Origin of the sequence: Aequorivita viscosa (assembly GCF_900106795.1) — a bacterium.
GTDB lineage: Bacteria > Bacteroidota > Bacteroidia > Flavobacteriales > Flavobacteriaceae > Aequorivita > Aequorivita viscosa.
Map to the genome: position 1 here is coordinate 157,353 of NZ_FNNS01000007.1, position 18,448 is coordinate 175,800.

Annotated in this window: 9 protein-coding genes and 1 pseudogene; 2 read left to right on the forward strand and 8 right to left on the reverse strand. The window is 36.6% G+C overall.

Annotated features, from left to right (window positions below):
- Nucleotides 1-159 precede the first annotated feature (159 nt).
- Nucleotides 160-897 carry a tyrosine-protein phosphatase gene (locus BLW28_RS06010; protein ID WP_073219646.1) on the forward strand — a complete coding sequence of 246 codons (738 nt, stop codon included), beginning with the start codon at nt 160-162 and terminating at the stop codon, nt 895-897.
- Here BLW28_RS06010 and BLW28_RS06015 read toward each other — a convergent pair.
- The 7 genes from BLW28_RS06015 to BLW28_RS06045 all read right to left on the reverse strand — a co-directional run bounded on the left by BLW28_RS06015 (nt 894) and on the right by BLW28_RS06045 (nt 16,455).
- A complete protein-coding gene (locus tag BLW28_RS06015) occupies nt 894-3,269 on the reverse strand; it encodes a GumC family protein (RefSeq protein WP_073219649.1) in 2,376 nt (791 codons plus the stop codon). The two genes, BLW28_RS06010 and BLW28_RS06015, sit on opposite strands and share 4 nt — an antisense overlap.
- A gap of 25 nt (nt 3,270-3,294) precedes the next feature.
- Nucleotides 3,295-4,077 (reverse strand): polysaccharide biosynthesis/export family protein, encoded by a 783-nt coding sequence (locus BLW28_RS06020; RefSeq protein ID WP_073219652.1) that lies wholly within the window; start codon nt 4,075-4,077, stop codon nt 3,295-3,297.
- Between the two features lie 317 nt (nt 4,078-4,394).
- Complete coding sequence (locus BLW28_RS06025; RefSeq protein WP_159431766.1) at nt 4,395-8,483, reverse strand: S8 family serine peptidase; 4,089 nt, start codon at nt 8,481-8,483, stop codon at nt 4,395-4,397.
- Nucleotides 8,484-9,109: 626 nt separating this feature from the next.
- Nucleotides 9,110-9,319 carry a hypothetical protein gene (locus BLW28_RS06030; protein WP_073219656.1) on the reverse strand — a complete coding sequence of 70 codons (210 nt, stop codon included), beginning with the start codon at nt 9,317-9,319 and terminating at the stop codon, nt 9,110-9,112.
- A 45-nt stretch (nt 9,320-9,364) separates the two neighbouring features.
- Nucleotides 9,365-13,069 (reverse strand): T9SS type A sorting domain-containing protein, encoded by a 3,705-nt coding sequence (locus tag BLW28_RS06035; protein WP_073219659.1) that lies wholly within the window; start codon nt 13,067-13,069, stop codon nt 9,365-9,367.
- 284 nt (nt 13,070-13,353) lie between these two features.
- Nucleotides 13,354-15,075, reverse strand: coding sequence for a polysaccharide biosynthesis protein (locus tag BLW28_RS06040; RefSeq protein WP_234946490.1), 1,722 nt, complete (start codon nt 15,073-15,075; stop codon nt 13,354-13,356).
- Between the two features lie 243 nt (nt 15,076-15,318).
- Nucleotides 15,319-16,455: a DegT/DnrJ/EryC1/StrS family aminotransferase gene (locus BLW28_RS06045; protein WP_073219666.1), complete on the reverse strand. Its 1,137-nt coding sequence runs from the start codon at nt 16,453-16,455 to the stop codon at nt 15,319-15,321.
- A gap of 348 nt (nt 16,456-16,803) precedes the next feature.
- Here BLW28_RS06045 and BLW28_RS06050 point away from each other — a divergent pair.
- Nucleotides 16,804-17,943, forward strand: a pseudogene (locus BLW28_RS06050) (IS4 family transposase).
- A 294-nt stretch (nt 17,944-18,237) separates the two neighbouring features.
- Here the strand turns inward: BLW28_RS06050 and BLW28_RS06055 are convergent.
- A partial coding sequence (locus tag BLW28_RS06055; RefSeq protein ID WP_143036847.1) for an integrase core domain-containing protein occupies nt 18,238-18,448 on the reverse strand: 211 nt, incomplete at its 5' end.

The window sequence follows — 18,448 nt, forward strand, 5'->3', positions numbered from 1 at the left end:
ATATAGAGAACATTATCTTTTAGAAATCTAACAGGGGATATGAGCTTGATCCTTCATTAATTATGATATCTCAGCATTTATAAAGATTCAACAAGCCATAATTTACACTATAAAATTGATAAAACATAGTTACCTTCGTAGTTGTAAAAAAGAAATAGTATGTTATTTTTTAGTAAGAAGTATTTCATTGTAGATTTTTTGGAAGGTCTTACCGATATGCATTGCCATATACTGCCCAATATTGACGATGGCTCAAAAGATTATGCTATGTCTCTTGAAATGGTCAAGCAATTCTCAGAACTTGGATATAAGGGTGTAATTGCCACTCCGCATATAATGGATGGATTTTATGACAATACTGCAGAGGGAATAATAGAAGCATTTAATGAAATTCAATCATATTTGAGTAAGAATGGATATGCAAATTTTATAAAATCAGCCGCTGCGGAATATATGATTGACGCAGGTTTCGACGGGCTAACGGAAAACAAAGAGTTTCTGCCAATTGTAAAAAATAACGTGTTGGTAGAGATGTCATATTTACAACCCCCTTTTAAGGTCAATGAACAATTATTTCAATTGCAACTTAAGGGGTTTAAGCCAATTTTAGCTCATCCTGAGCGCTATCCGTATCTTTCTGATATGACGAGTGTACTAAAATTTAAAACTAAAGGTTGCTGCCTACAATTAAACTTATTGTCGCTCGGTGGTCATTATGGTAAAGAAGCTTTTAAACAAGCATTTTCCCTACTTGAAAAAAACCACTATGACTATCTGGGAACAGATGCACACCACCCTGGCCACTTCAACGTTTTAAAGCGAATAACAATTCCCAAAAAGACTGTTCAATATTTTGAAGCACTAGTTATTCGCACAAAAGAAAACCTGATCAATTAAAATGCTTTTTTGACCTTCTGCCAAAAAGTATCTTCTTGAGCGCCATAGGTGTAACTATATTTGTTACCATAACCAAAATTAGTATTACTTACATTATTTAAAACAAAAGCCACGTTTTTAAGTTTTTTGGCTTTAATACTATCTAAAGGAAAGTCAAACAAACGTTTTTCGGTATAGCCAGCTCTGATAACATATAAAATAGCATCAGCATATTTACTAATTAAAAACGTATCTGTAACTAGCATACAAGGTGCTGTATCGACAATTACATAATCAAATTGACTTTTTAATTCAGTAAATAAACTCTTTGCTCGTGGACGCATCCACAGTTCTGCAGGATTGGGGGGGATAGTACCTGAGTACATAATACTCAGGTTTTCATTGTCATCAGATTTAGTTGTAAAATCAGAAATAGTAACGTCGTCTTGAATTAAATATTCTACAACCCCTTTCTTATAACTAGCTTTAGCAGCATAACGATGAACCTTAGGATTTCGAATATCTCCACCAACCAATACAACCTTAGCCCCTGAATAGGCTAACGTTTGAGCCAGATTATACGAAACAAGAGTTTTCCCTTCACCTTTAACAGTAGAAGTTATGAAAATTGTTTTACCAGAGTTATTGTCGTTTTCTTCAAAATTATCAATAAAAAGATATTCCAAATTCGTTCGCAAAATTCTAAAAGCTTCTGCCAATATTGAACGATCGTTTTTAGTTACAAAACCTTGATCATTTTTCTTTAATTGCGGAATTTCTCCAATTAATGACACGTCTTTAACATGTCGTTCAATGTAAGCGCGATTACGTATTTTGTTATCCAACAAATTACGTGCATAAATGAAGGCAAAGGGAATTGCAAGCCCAGCAATTAATGCCACAAGAAAAACAATAATTCTTTTTGGGGAAACAGGCATATCAGAAGTGTAGGCGTAGTCTACTATTTTAGCCTTCGGCGTTGTAACCGCCAAAGAAATAGCATTTTCTTCTCGTTTCTGTAATAAATATAAGTATAGTGACTCCTTAATATTTTGTTGGCGAGTAATACTTCGAAAAATCTTCTCTTTTGTTGGAATCGATGATATTTTAGAACTGACATTTGCTTCTTGTGCATTCAAGTCATTCCGAGCTATTTCAAGAGATATTTTCGCATTATTTAAACTTCCTAAAACTGTCGATTTTACAGCACTAATCTGTTCATTAAGATTAACTATAATAGGATTTTTTGGAGTTGAGCTAACCAATAATCGATCTCTCTCTAAAACCAAACGATTATGCGAATTTACCGCACTGGCCAGACCCTCCTTCTCAATACCGAGGTTCGTTGGCAATAATTCAGATTCATTACCATTCTTGACGTAATCAATCATGGTTCTTACTAATTCTAGCTGCATTTCAACATCCAATTGACGTTTATTAAATTCGCTTTCATTTTGCAAGAAGATTTGTCCTTCTGCGACGATGTCTGTTAATTTATTATCTTGCTTAAATTCAACTTTACCAGTTTCAACAGAGTCGAGCTCCTTTGTGATAATAGCTAGTCGATTATTGATAAATTCGGCTGTATTTCTGGAGACCATGTTTCTATCCTCCATGGCATCTTGATTAAACTGTCGAATAAGTTCATTTAAAATGGCCTCTGCCTTTTTAGAATTAGACGCATTCAAGGTAAGCTGAATAACACTACTAAATTGATTCAACTGCTCTATTTGAATGCTTTGACGATAGAAAGTTCTAATTGCCGAGATGCTACTTATTTCAACTTTTATTGGAGTTGTAAATGGTCTAGAATCATTCAAACTTGAACTAGCATAATCAAGATTTGGTGTTACCACTATATTTCCAACGGGTAGTGTTACGGTTTCACCAAAATTATACTCAACCTCCCCTCCTTCTTCTTCATCCCAAAGTTTAAACTTTTGATCGGAAATAACTGAAATAAAAAATGGTGAAGATGGAAATTGACGCGAATCAGAATCTGTCAAAACTGTTACTTTGAATGGTACATCTCCAAACAATTCCATGTTTCGAATATTTCCTTCAACAAAATATCTAACATCTAGGTTCAATTCCCTTACCACACGTTCAGTAAGACTCTTAGATTTCAATATTAACATTTCATTTTCGAAACCAGATTGATTCATACTTCCTGTCAATCCGAGATCCTGAAACGCAGCTAATTCGGATAGAGCGCTATTTTTCTCATCCTTTATTAAAATTGTAGCGACTGTTTGATAAACGGGCATAGCGTATCTAAGATACAGAAATGATATTCCGAACGTAAGCATGACGCACAATACGAACCACGGCCAATATTTTAAATACTGTTCTAATTGTTCTCTAAGCGTAATGTTTTGATTATCAGTGTGCATTTTTCGTGAGTCTTCTATTAACAATTTATCTGAATAATAACACTAATACCGATAGCATCAGTGACGCAATACTAATATAAACAGTCGAGTTTCTATTAAAGCTAGAACTTTGTCGTTGAGCTTGGTTTGGCTCCACATAAACAACATCATTTTGTTGTAAATAATAATATTCAGAGTCGAGAATATCTGAATTTCTTAAATCAAGATAAGTATAGCTTTTTTTTCCATTTTCTTCCCTTATAACTAAAACGTTGTCCCTCTTACCGTAAATAGTAAGATCATTAGCTAATCCCAAAGCTTCTAGAACCGAGATCTTTTCGCCTGATACGGTATAAGTCCCTGGACGAGTCACTTCTCCTAGAACACTAACGGTAAAATTAAGAATTCGAATATTTACTATTGGATCTTTAATATAAGTGCTTAATTCACTTATAAGGTATTCATTAAGCTCTTTTGGAGTTAAACCTTCGACGTGAATAGTTCCTAAAACTGGAAAATGTATATCTCCAGCACTATCGACTAAATAACCTGGTTGTTGGGTATTATTTGCAAATACGCTTGATCCTCCGACTACTGGTCGTGATTCTATGATTACATTAAAAGGCCGGACAGATTCAAGATCAGATGCCGATACAGTTATACTAAGCAAATCATTTGGCTTAAATGCAATTGAAGGTTTAACAACATCCGAATTTTGAGACAGTTTTTCAATATCTTGAAAATAAACTATCTTTTTTCTCGAAACACAAGAAGAAAGCATAGCTAAGAGCAATACAAATAGAAATGCGTGATAACATTTAAATCTCATAAAAAAAATTTGTCGCAAATATAAACCTTTCTTTTTGTTTCTACCATTTTACGATAAGCAAAAAATCCAATCATACAGAGCTACAGTTAATTAAAAGAAAATGCCTATTCCTCTAAAATCTAGAAATATATTACGCATCTTATTGATAGCAACATGTAGTTTTTTTCATGAGGTGTAAACTAATTATCAAACACTCAATACTTAAACCTGAATAAAACACTTTAATATAAATAGATTGAAGGCAAACCGTATAAACCGAGAAGTCCATAAAAGAAAAATAATTTTCTATTATGGACTTTTTCTAAAATCAAATTTTATTAATCTTTTATTAATCTATAAGTTTGAGCTTCACCACCATTTGTCAAAGTAACTAAGTACATACCAGAAGAAATATTCTCGCGCATAAGTACTGTTACAGTATTTGCCCGGCAGTCTAAGGTTTGCTCATAGATGTTTCTTCCTGTCAAGTCGCTAATGCTAACAGATAATTGCTCCCCGTTTAATTTTGGTGCATTGATGTAGAATGTATCTCCTTTCAATGGGTTCGGGAATAATCGTATTCCAGCAAGTAGGCTGTTGTCATCAACTCCTAAGCGTTGCTCTGTTCTAATTGAGAAACGGTCGGTTGCAATGCTCAATGCATCGTTAGTGTCAACGTGATAGCTGTAAGAATTTTCTCCAGCTTCTAACAACATACTTGTACCTGTGAAGTGATCATCTAAGTAAAGGAAGTTAGCTTCCAAACCGTCAACAATAAACTTCAAAGTATAATCAGATTTTGTATAACCCGTTGTGTACAGTGAATACACCTCAGCAGCTTGTGGCAACTCTCTTTGCTCGATACTTAAGTAGGTTCCATTATTGTTAACACCTAAGTTCTCGTAGAAGTTCATTGGCTTCACTGCATCAGCAGGTGTTAATCCGTTGTCATTTCCTTCAGCAAATATAATTCCGAAGCTATCGTGTACGGGTCCTCCATTGCTGAAGTTTTCAGTAGTGTATAACTGTACTGTCAACATATCATTAGCTGACACTGGACGGCTTGTTGAAGTGAAATTCCCTGGTGCTTTGTTTGCTTCATCAAATACAACCGAAGTTGCACCCGCAGCTAAGGCAGCTGCTTGCGCACCCTGACCAGGCTGTAAGAATTGGTTGGCAACAGAACCAGAAGTGTTAGTTCCTCCAGGAAGCATTACGGTAACATACGATCCGTGAGCTCCAAGCTCTGAATCATATACATAATAATGACCAGTATTCAAGTTGGTAGAAGCAGCGAAAACTGCATTTAAGTCTACCGCACTTTGGTATGGATTACCGAACATTAAAACATCCCCTGCATTTGAAGTGGCATAGTTTTGAGTTTGAGTACCTGTAGCTAATGAACCAGTAGCACGAAGTACGGTTTCACCAGCGGCAAGATCATCAGTCAAATCAATACTTCTATCTCCACGTACAAACAATAAGTACGGTTCACCTGCCACTAATGTATTTACATCAGTGTTTGTAACGGCCTCAAACATTTGTGTTGCAACATTCACAGTAAACATAGAAGGGTTTCCTGTAATAGTTCCATCAAAACCATTTATTTGGTCTGTCGTGCTTCCTGTAATATGCGTTCCGAAACCAGGATTTGGATTGTCAGTATTGCTTGTAGCTCCTTCTTGCCAGTTATCATGAATAGAAGTAGCTGTTGTTACTGCACTACTCACCATTCTGTAAGAACGCTTGTTTTTCATATACCGTTGAACTGTTGCATTACCTAAAATCACTGAAGTTCCAGATAGTGGGGCAAGCTCTCCGTTGCCGGTGGCCGTACTAACAAACACAAGGTCACCATTGTTGATGATATCACCATTTACGGATAATACACTTTCAACATTCAATGCAGCTCCAGCATCAATTTCTAAGTTGTTGACTACAACATCTGATGAAAATACTGTTGTACCGTTTATTATGTGAATATTATCTGAGCTCGTGCTAACTCCTGCAGGATGACTTGGTGTCCACACTCCATTTTCATAAATAAAATCAGGAAGTGGGGCGGGAAAGGCAATAGTATAATCTTCTACCTCTCCATAACTAAAATCAGTTTCACACGCGCCTGGCGTCCCGTGATTTGACAAAGAAACACGCATAATGGTTGATGATAAACTAACATTGTTTGGAACAGTAAAATTACTCGTAACCACATTATCAGAGTACCCAAAGACCACGGAAACTTGCTCTCCGGCATCATCAAAACTTCCATTTTGATTATAATCTATATACACTGAAAAATATGAATTGACATTTGTATATGGAGGAGGAGATGAAGAAGTAAGAGAAATTGTATATGTCTGCCCTGGCATTAATTGAGTATTCAAAGCCGTAAAATCAGTGTAATTCCCTGCACCTGAAGTATTATTAAGTGTATTTAAAGTTACATTACTGAGGTATAGTAGGCCACTTGAATTTGTAGAGCCTGATTCACAATAAGTAATCGCCGTAGTAGCAAAACTAACTGTTTCTGAATAATCTGAAATAGCTCCTCCTGGACATTTGCTTCGAACTTGCAATTCATAATTAGTTTCGGCAACAAGGTCTATAACGTTGTAATTGGAAACAGTTATATCAGAAACTTCTATCCAGCCGTAAGACCCCTGTTTTCTGTAGCGTAAATCATATTCCGCACCCGGAACTAAAGCCCATGACGCTGAGGCAGAAGAGGCTGTTACGTCATTTACATTAATATTTTGTGGAACCGAAGCGGTAGTACAGTTTACTTCTACGCCAGTAACAATTAAACTAAAATCTTGACTGCCTCCAACTAATGTTCCTTTGTGTGTAATTGTAATGGTATATGTACCGGAAGCATTTTCAACATCTACACGCTCGAATGGGTCTTTTGTATTGTCTCCACCATTACTGTTTGAAGTTACAGAAGTAAGTCTCCAAGGGTAAAAAGTATCGCCATCTTTTGAAACACGTATATCTAAATCGTTAATTAATGCTGCTATAGGTGAATTCAAAGCGTTGTTTATCAAACCAGGTCTATCCGTCCAAGATATTGACGCTATTAGATCATTTATTCCATCTGCATTAACAGTATAGGTTATAGTTTGACCTTGAGCTATTGTAAGTTCATCCACTATAGGTCCAGATCCATTTAAGGAAATTGTTTCGGCAGCTTTTTTAGCATTCATTAGCCCCCAACCCCAAACTGCATCAGGGCCTACAGGGCCAGCGTCATCTGCAGTATGCAACGCCAACCCTTTTAGAGTTGCAGCACGCATAAAGTTTCCGTTCTGATTGTTGTAATGTTGCTGCAAAAGCAATAAAGCACCAGAAACGTTAGGTGCCGCCATTGAAGTACCACTAATTGAGCTATAAGCGTCATCTGCATTCTCAAAAGTAGAGTATAGTCCAACGCCATTCCCTGCTAGATCTGGTTTAATACGAAAATCATCAGTCGGCCCTTGACTACTAGTAGATGAAATATTCACAGAAACAAGAATACCGTCATTATCTATTACAGCATCTCCAGCATTCGCAATAACCAAACTGTTTTTAGCAGTTCCTGCACCACTCAACTTATCATAATTAGGTGCTAAAGGAGAGCCGTTAGAGGTGTTATCTGCACCATCGTTTCCTGCTGATTTCACCTTTAAATAATAAGGCGCATTGAACATTAAATCATCCCATTCATTTGCATCTATTTGATATGCACCAAACCATTGATCGGGAACCTGATTAGCAATATAGCCATAGGAGTGATTAGACACTAACATTCCGTTTGCAGCAGCAACAGTAGCTTCGGCTAAGTCATTATTCCACTTATACGCTTGCACCATTGATTGCGGAGCCATTCCTTTAGCTTGAGCAACAACACCCGAAGCCGTAATTGTTCCAACAACATGAGCGGCATGATAATGCAAACTTAAACCTTCGTCTGGAATATCCATTATGGCAACACGGTCGTTTCCACCAGGCCCATCATATTCTTGATGTGTAACTCTAGGATGTCCCCCATCCCATACATAAGAAGTCATATTTTGACCATCTAAATTAAAACCTGTGGCACCTCCAATATTAAGATAATTAACGCGTGTCGATATTGCAGCATCGGCATTAGTTGTTGCATAATACAATAAACTTCCGTCAGGCAAGACTCTTTGCAATTCAGCAATACCACCATTTTCGGTTGTGTAAGAAATAGGAATGTTTCTAGATACCGCATATTGTATTGCATTATTCTTTTCTGCTTTAGAAAGACTTAAAGCTTTGGAAGCTAAATTTTCTAAATACGATTTGTTGTACGAGGCCGTAATCTCCTTTAATTGGCTCGCTGTTTGAGCCGTTGCTATAAAACTGAAAAGCATAAAGGTTATAGCAAAAAACCTTACTACTACAAGTTTGAGAGTATTCATAGTTTGATAGTATTTGAATGTGAGCATAATGATGGTTTTAGCCTTGCGAGTATAAAAACGCCCTACGAAATAGTTATTAAGTATTGCAAACTAAATGGTTAAGTGAATAATACTTGCAGTATTGTATTTGTCTTCTTTGAGAAAATCAAGATTTTAACAAAGCAAAGATAACGGGAATAATAGATTAGTTTTAATTTCTACAACAAAAGTGATACTTTTTTAAGGATTAACACATATTAAATTAAACAATTGCCTTAAAACCAACACATATCTAGATTCCGCAATTTTATAAAGTTCTGAACACCGTATAATTCTGTTAAAATCAAAGAATAAAACACCTCATAAATCATCACGATAACTTATCCTATTAATACTAAGCACAAAAAAATAAAACCTACCACAGACTATTTAGATATATTTTATTCCTATTACTTAAGTTTAACAAATAATCAACACTTTACAAGTACTCATTTTAAAATGAATAATTAAATAAGTTAGCGAATTTGAACTTGTTAAAGCTATTTTATTCATTGTTTAACTTGTTTTAAAACAAAAAGAGAGCTCTGTTTGGGAGCTCTCTTTAGTAAGTATTACGTATAAACTACGTGTTCAAGATTATCAGAATATTACTCCTTCAATCCTTTAAACTGCTTACGCAAGCCAAGGCAAGCGCCAGCAATTAACCCTACAGTAAGAAAGCCATCTATAGGAGCATCAGGAATATTTGGATCTCCACCAGGTAGCCCTATTTGAGCACTTGCTGTTAAACTGCCCAACAATAGAAGGCCAGTAAAGAATACTTTTATTTTTGTAGTAAAAATTTTATTATTTTTCATATCTCTTTATTTTAATTATCTACTTTATTTTATTCACAACTTCTTCTATTGCTTAATTATCCTAAACGCCTGTGACTCTCCACCTACGTTTAATGTTACGATATAAACACCAGAAGCTAAGTTATTATTGAATGAAATAGCAACCGTATTTGAAACGAATTCTACTGGTTCTTCAAGAATAATTCTACCGCTTAAGTCACTCAAACTTAAAGTAAGTTCTTTTCCATTTAACTTAGGTGCATTAATGAAGAATGTATTATCTGTGATTGGATTTGGATATAGACTCACATCAGAAAGTAAGCTATTGTCATTTACACCCACAACATTATCCTCTACACGGATAGAAAAACGATCTGTAGCCAGACTCAATGGATCGTTTTCATCAACTGAGAAGCTATATGCCGTTGTACCTGTTTCTAACAAAATACTAGCTCCAGTAAATTGATCTTCTAAGAAAAACACTGAATCCTCAAGACCATCAACCATTAACTTTAAAACATAATTAGTACTTTGATAACCATCTGAGAACATAGTATAAATTTCACCAGCTTGTGGCATTTCTCGACTCTCGATACTTAGCAGTGTACCATTATTATCAATACCAAGGTTCTCGTAAAAGTTCATTGGTTTTACAGCATCTTCATTGGTTAATTCATTGTTATTACCTTCGGCAAACATAATTCCAAAACTATCGTGAACAGGCCCGCCATTGTTGTAATTATCAGCTGTGTATAGCTGCGTAATCAACATGTCATCAGACATAGATCGATTACCACCCCTATTGGTTGCTGTAAAATTACCTGGAGCTTTATCATCTTCATTAAAAACAATAACAGCATCACCCGCCGCTGCAGTGGCTACTTGAGCGCCCTGCCCTGGCTGTAAATATTGATTTGCTACAGATTCAAAAGTGTTATTACCTCCAGCTGGTAGCGAAACTGTAACATAAGCACCGTGATCGGCAAGCGTAGGATCATATACGTAATAAAATCCTGGATTGATATTAGTAGAGTTAGCAAAAACGGAGTTAATGTTTACGGCACTTTGGTATGGGTTTCCGAACATCACAAAGTCACCTGCAGCGTTTGCTCCAGAAATAGTTTGTGTATTTGTGCCCGTAAACAAAGAACCTTTTGCTTCTAATACTGTTTCGTTTGCTGAAAAATCATTTGTCAAGTCAATACTTCTATCACCTCTAACAAATAAGAGATAACCTTTACCAGCCGACAAGGTATTTACGTCTGTATTATCAATTGGTTCGAAAGCCTGAGTAGCCACATTTACAGTAAACATAGATGGGTTACCAGTACCTGTACCATCAAAACCATTCTGTTGATCGATTGTAGATCCTGTAATATGAGTTCCAAATCCTGGTCTTGGATTGTCTACATTACTAGTTGCTCCTTCTTGCCAGTTATCGTGGATTGTAGAAGTAGTTGTTACTGGGCTACTTACCATTCGATAGGCTCTGTTTTGACTCATATAACGTTGTACTGTAATTTCTCCTAAAATATTTGAAGTACTAGGAACACTAGCCAATTCACCGTTAACTGTTTCATTACTCACAAAGATGAAATCACCATTATTATTAATGTTTCCGGCAATTGTTAGTACATTTTCAACTTTTAAAGTTGCTCCTGTATTGATTGTGATATTACGAGCTGAGGTACTAGCAGTTAAAGTAGCAGTTCCCTCATTGACATAAAAATCATCTAACTCAGTAGAAACTCCACTAGGATCAGCAGGAGACCAACTTCCATTATTATAAAAGTAGCCTAAGAATTCCTGAATACCAAGATCTCTAAAACGAATTGCCGCTGTACCTCCCGTCATTTCAAATTTTATACGGCCATTGGTTCCACTAAGAGTTGATAAATCGATAAACTTCTCAAAAGTTACATAACCTCCAGGAACGATATATGATTCTAACAATGAGTAAGAAACTCCATTGTCATTAGATACGGAAACACTAAGCTCTTGACCATTGTTTCCGCCAAATGTTGTCATATCAAAGTTAACTAACAATCTTTCATACATTGAAAAATCGATAGCTGGAGAAACAATACTTCCGCCAACTTCAATTTTAATATATCCACCAGCACTAGTTACTAAAGAAGTATTATCAAACATAAACCCATAACCAATCGCCTCGTCCAAATCTACTTGATTTCGAAGTGCATTGATATAAGGAATTCCGAATGCAACAGGATCTGCTACGGTGTACGATTGCTCTGGACTAATTGTGGTAATTGGTTCAGCATTGCTGTCGGCGGCTTCAATCTCATAATACACAGTTGTACCATCTACTTGTGCAGGAATCGCACTACTTAAAACGTATGTGCTTCCATTGTCAAGGTTCATTGCTATAGTATTACCCAAGCTTCCACTTGTTGTTCCCCAATGAAGTTCTGCAGAAGCAATTCCATCTACATCGTCAATATCCGCACTAACCATTACAGCATCTGATGAAGATACAACGGCAGGGCTATGATTAATATTTGTAATAACTGGACCTTGATTCCCACCTTGAGATTCTTCTATATTTAGGCTTTTAAAACGAAGCGAATTTTGAGTACCTGCTGTTTGTTCAAACTTCACGCGACCGTTGGTTCCATTTAGCGATGTTAAGTCTATAACTTGTTCAAATCCTGATGGAGTTGAAGAGGTTGGTGTAAATGTTCCTAATAAAGTATAGTTAGCTCCGTTATCGTTAGAAACCAATACATCCATCTGAGCTCCATTACCTCCATAAGTTCCTAAATCGAAAGACACAGTTAAACCAGTATAGGCAGAAAAATCAATAGCTGGTGTAACAATACTTCCTGAGGTTATAAGTACATAACTACCATTTTGGCTAGCGTTAGTGAATTCGAAACCATAACCTACCGCTTCATTAAAATCATCTTGATTTGTAAATGCGTTAAAATATGGAATACCGAAAGGAAGCGGATCTTCTACTGTATAAGATTGCTCAGGACTTGTTGTAGTTTCAGGTGTTGCATTCGCGTCTATAGCTTCAATTTCATAATAAATTGTTGTGCCATCAGCTTGAGCTGGAATAGTGGCCATATAAGTATCACCGGCGTCCAAGGTCATAGCAACCGTGTTCGATAAACTTCCACTAACAGTTCCCCAATGAAGCTCTGCCGAAGCTATTCCATCACTGTCAATAATATCTGCGTTTACTATTGGCGCATCGGTAGAGGTTACGCTAGTAGGTGTATGAGCAACATTTGTGATGAAGGGTGCCGTATTTCCACCACTACCAAAGGCTGTCCATATTACATCGTCAATTGCAACTCTATCACCATTTCCAGGAGTTTCTACTAAAAGGGCAACACTTCCTGAAACTTCAATACCAGAAATCGTAGTCGTTTGAACGGTATCATCGTAAGGAACTGTCCCAACCTGATTACCATTAATTGATATTGTTACAACACCAGTTCCTCCACTAAATTTTCTTTGTGTAGATAGTGTTAAACTGCCGACTCCACCAAGAATAGTGGTTGACAACTCTCCATTTCGAACAGTAATGGCCTTACCAACAATATTTTGATCTGTTCTTGCATCAGTAGCATTCCATTCTTCACCATTGTCACCTATCCATGTTCTTACGTTGTAGGAACCCGGAGATGCCGTAGGCACATTTGTAAACGTTTCATGACCCTGCCCCCAACCTGCGGAAGCAGTCAATAACAACAATACTAATAAACCGCCTAAATGCAGGCGCTTGCGTAAATTCGAACCCATAATATACTATTTTTAACTAATTAATTAAATATTAAACAAATATATAAATAAAACTGTTTTTCTCGTACTGTTTCAAAGAATAGTTTTCTGTTTGCAGCAATTAAAGCGGGCTTTCCGAAACTATATCTAGTCTAGACTAGGATGCCATTCTACTTTAGAAATAGTTAATGTGTTAAAGCAATATTAAGAATATACTGCAAGTAAATTAGTAAACCATTTGATAAGAATAGGAGTATAGACTTATGTTTCGGTATTCTAAAAAGCTAAGGCGTGATTAAAATAATTCAGTGCTGTTCATCTAATTCTGAGAATACAGAATTTTGACTAACATATTCAGGAATAAGGCATTTAAGTTTTTGTATAATAAACTTCTTACGTCCAACACTATTAGTCATTAACTCTAACTCATCCAGAATAGCGCATATTTCATTATAATCATGATCCACAACTTTACCAACCATGATTTTGGGGTGAAAAGTAGGTAGTGTTGTTTCTCCATCGATTAAGAGTTCTTCGTATAGTTTTTCACCCTCTCGAAGTCCTACTATTTCAATAGAAATATCCACGTAAGGTTGCAACCCAGATAGCTTAATCATCCGTTCTGCCATATCTAAAATCCGAACAGGCTTCCCCATATCGAACACAAATATTTCGCCTCCCCTACCCATTGTTCCAGCTTGGAGCACCAATTGGCAGGCTTCACGTATAGTCATAAAGTAACGCGTTATATCCTTATGAGTAACCGTTACTGGACCTCCTCTTTTAATTTGTTCTTTAAAAAATGGAATCACCGAACCGTTACTTCCTAACACATTTCCAAACCTAGTTGTCATAAACTTGGTAGTAACTCCTGGTTGATGTTGAAGCGCCTGAACATACATTTCGGCAGCGCGTTTAGAAGCTCCCATAACATTACTCGGATTTACAGCTTTATCTGTAGAAATCATGACAAAACGCTCACTCTTGTATTGAACCGCAAGTTCTGCCAAAATACGAGTACCTATTATATTAGCACGCACACCCTCACGTGGATGCTTTTCGATCATTGGAACGTGTTTGTAGGCCGCTGCGTGATAAACAACATCAAATTTATATTTTGAAAATATCCCTTCCATGCGATCCCTATTGGTAACATCGGCTAAATAGACCTGACAATTTAACCCGGGGAAATTTTTTTGCAAGTATAAATCAATCTCATGCAAAGGACTTTCAGCGTTATCTAAGGCTATTAATCTTCGAGGTTTTAATTCGGCTATTTGTCGTACCAATTCACTTCCTATACTACCTGCTCCTCCTGTTACCAATACTGTTTTACCACACAAATCTTCTGAAATCAACTTTACATCCGTCTCAATAACGTTGCGCTCCAAAAGATCTTCAATTTGGATAGGCGTAATCTTAACACCAATGTCTGATAGTTTTTCCCATTTTTCTGGCAAAGTTGTATTATAAACTTCTAACTGGGATGCAAAGGATTTTTCGACAATTCGATTTTTCTCGCTAACAGACAAGTTATCCCCAACTAACAAAATTCCGTCAATATCTAGCAGTTCCTTAATTCTTTTAAGATCTTGCTCTATTTCGTCACAGCAATTAACCACTGGAAGATCCATTATTTTGAAACTAAGCTTTTTATTACTCATACTCAAAAAGCCCACTGGTCTGTACGGAGAGCTTGAATCACCCATAAGCGATTGTGCTAATCCTACGCTTTTATCATCAACCCCAAAAACTAATATTCGTTTCTTTGAGTTATTTGCAGCAGTCTTTCTCATGAACCTATAAGACTCTTTTACAACAATCCTAAAAGCAATAAGAAAAGTTAATGATAAAAAAGCGTACAGCAACAAGCTTGTGCTGGAAACCACTTTTTCGCCTAAAAATGTTCGGTAGGCAAACCCCCCAATTGTGGAAATTAAAAACACCGAGGCGGTTGCTAAAGCTAATCGATAGACATCGGTAAAGGTACTGTGTCTGATAATTCCAGAATAGGAACGAAATATCACAAAACAGAAAAGGTGAATTGAAACTATTATAATTGCCCTTTGCGAAAATGTAAGTAAATCATTTGCCTGAAGAGCTGTGTCCTTTAAAATTAACTCTGTGATGAAGTATGAGAAGAAGCAGATACATAAATCAATAGATAGAACGGCCCAACGCGGGAGAAAGCGCTGATCTAGCAAAAAACCTCTAAATAGCCCATATTTCCTAACTAAGAATCTTGGTAAAACATCAACTCTTTGCATAAATCAAGAATTAGTATAAGCTAAAATAGTCTTTTTTATGCGTTCTCGCGCCTGATTATCCAAATTACTACCTGAAGGAAGACAAAGTCCATTATTAAAAAGCGTTTCACTTGTTTTATCTCCGTAATATGGCGCATCCTTAAAAATAGGTTGTAAATGCATAGGCTTCCACAAGGGTCTTGATTCTATATTTTCCTCCATAAGAGCCTCTCTTAAGCCATCAGGATTAAAATTTTTATCGGAATTCTTGAAACTAATACAACTTAGCCAATGATTACTAAAGAATTCTGTTGAAGGTTCTTTGAATACTGTAATATTCGAATCGTTTTTAAACAATTCACTATAAAAAACATTCATTTTTCGCCGTAAGGAAACGTGTTCATCTAAAACCTCCATTTGCCCTCTACCTATACCTGCGCAAATATTACTTAAGCGATAATTATATCCTATATGACTATGTTGATAATGAGGAGCATCGTCACGTGCTTGAGTAGCCAAGAAAATAGCCTTGGATTTATATTCCAAATTTCGAGACACAAGGGCTCCACCGCCAGAAGTGGTTATAATTTTATTTCCGTTAAATGACAAAATGGATAAATCACCGAACGTACCACACTTCTGACCCTTATAGCTACTTCCTAAAGCTTCAGCACTATCTTCAACAATCGGAATATCATACTTTTTAGAAATTGCTTCAATTTCCTCCACTCTATAAGGCATCCCATATAAGTGAACAGCGATAATTGCTTTTGGCTTTTTTCCTTTTTCTATTCTATCCTTAATTGCTTCTTCAAGATGATGAGGACATATATTCCAAGTTTCAGCTTCACTATCTACAAATATTGGCGTAGCACCAAGATATGCAATTGGATTTGCAGAAGCAGAGAAGGTCATACTCTGACAAATTACTTCATCACCCCTGCCTATCCCGAGTAAAATTAATGACAAGTGAATAGCTGAAGTACCAGAACTCAACGCCGCCACGTGACTCGATTTTCTAAGATACGATTCAATAGAATTCTCAAATTCGGATACATTAGATCCTAAAGGAGCAATCCAATTGGTTTTAAATGCCTCTACAATGTATTGTTGCTCTGTTCCTCCCATATGGGGTGATGACAGATATATTTTTTCTTTCATTAACCTTGTTTTTCTTCAATTGACTCTTACACTAATCATTATCGATTTAGAGTCAATTAGGACCTACTATTTTGTACAATTATATCTAATTTTTTTCCTTAAATAATCATAATTTCACAATGCAGAGGGTGAGTGGGGAGACCACAAAGTTAAAAAAAATAATAATGATAATAGAATTTAATATTAAACAAAGCGAATGAAAAAAAAGCATGTTTAATCTTTACTAATTATGTTTCGTGTAATCAGATATTCAAAAATCAATAGCGTCCTAAACGATTAAAAAAGAGAAAGGAGTTTTGTTCCGCAAAGTTACCTTTGTGGTGCAAACACAAAACAAACCTTTCTCCTATGACAAATATAACATTGTTCTCGCAAATCATTGCTAAGCTCGATCGTCCCCTTTTCAATAAACTGGTCAAAGAAAAGCAAACCGACAAACACCAAAAAGGCTATAACAGTTGGACCCATTTGGTCTCAATGCTTTTTTGCCAGTTCGCCAAGAGCCAGTCTGTACGCGACATAAGCAACGGTCTGCGCTCTGTCACGGGCAACCTGAACCATCTAGGCGTTGAAAGAGCCCCGTCAAAATCTACCATCAGCTACCAGAACAAAGTCCGCAACTGAGAGATTTTTAAGGATTATTACTTTTCGCTGTTGAAAAGTCTTGGACAGCAGGCTGCCACTAAGCGGGTGAAATTCCGGATAAAGTCCAAGATATTCCTGTTGGACTCCACCACCATAAGCCTTCGCTTGAGCTTGTTCGACTGGGCCAAGTACAAGACCGCAAAAGGGGCGGTGAAAATGCACACCTTGCTCGACTATGACGGGAACCTGCGAGCTTACGTGAACATCTCCGATGGGAAGACCGACGACAACAAAAGAGCCTACGAGATTCCCCTGGTCAAAAGAAGCGTTATTGTTGCCGACCGTTTTTACAATGATTTTTCCTTGCTGAATGTCTGGGACAGCAACGAGGTGTTTTTCGTGATTAGACACAAGGAGAACATCCAATTTCACACGGTAAAGGCAAACGATCTTCCCGAGGATCGGCACTAACACGTTCTGTTGGACGAGATTATCCAGTTCACGGGCATTGAATCCAAAAAGAAATATCCGAAAAAGATGAGAAGGGTCGTAGTGTGGGACGATAAAAACCAGCAAAAAATTGAGCTTGTTACCAACCAAATGTCTTGGACAGCAAACACGATAAGCGAACTTTACAGGGACATCAAACAACTCCTGCACATAAAATCGTTCATAGGCACCAACCAAAATGCGGTGATGATACAAATATGGACAGCGTTGATAACCATCCTGGTGTTGAAAGCGCTCAAGGCAATGGCAAAATACAAATGGTACTTGTCCAATTTGGTGGCCTTTATCAGATTGAATCTCTTTGTGAAAGTAGACCTCCAAAAATGGCTTGACAAACCGTTCGACGAACATCGGCCGCCAAAGGAAAAAGTGGTGCAGGGAGTCTTATTTTAAAAAATGAGGAAAAACGGTCGGGAAACCAGTAAAAGCGTTAAATTTAAATCCTTCGAAAAACGTTTAGGACAGGATTGTTCAAAAATATATAAAAGAAAAGAAGGCTTATGAAAATCATTTAAACTTTCTATACCTTGAAAACACAGTCTGAATTCAAGTGCAATTAGAGATTAATTAAAGAAAACAACCTGTGTAAGCTTCCCCTATTTAGAACTGTTAGTTTTTCCAAATATATAATTTTTTACGTTTTAAAATAGAATGGCTTTCTCTTCATATTGTTTCTTTAAAGCCATTTTATTTTAAAATGAGCCTAGCGGCAGCGACACGTTTGTTTTCAGCATATTTTACTGGTGATATTTTCCCTAAGCTATCGTGTGGTCTTTTATGGTTATAATCATCCATCCAAATTTGAGTTTGTTCACGCACTTGGTGTAGGTCTTCAAAAATATATTTGTTTAGCACCCCACGCCTATATGAGCCGTTGAAACGTTCTATAAATGCATTT

Coding starts and splice junctions, on each gene's coding strand:
- BLW28_RS06015 (WP_073219649.1), bottom strand. CDS start 3,269: ATGCACACTGATAATCAAAACATTACGCTTAGAGAACAATTAGAACAG.
- BLW28_RS06030 (WP_073219656.1), bottom strand. CDS start 9,319: ATGAAAAATAATAAAATTTTTACTACAAAAATAAAAGTATTCTTTACT.
- BLW28_RS06010 (WP_073219646.1), top strand. CDS start 160: ATGTTATTTTTTAGTAAGAAGTATTTCATTGTAGATTTTTTGGAAGGT.
- BLW28_RS06025 (WP_159431766.1), bottom strand. CDS start 8,483: ATGAATACTCTCAAACTTGTAGTAGTAAGGTTTTTTGCTATAACCTTT.
- BLW28_RS06035 (WP_073219659.1), bottom strand. CDS start 13,069: ATGGGTTCGAATTTACGCAAGCGCCTGCATTTAGGCGGTTTATTAGTA.
- BLW28_RS06045 (WP_073219666.1), bottom strand. CDS start 16,455: ATGAAAGAAAAAATATATCTGTCATCACCCCATATGGGAGGAACAGAG.
- BLW28_RS06020 (WP_073219652.1), bottom strand. CDS start 4,077: ATGAGATTTAAATGTTATCACGCATTTCTATTTGTATTGCTCTTAGCT.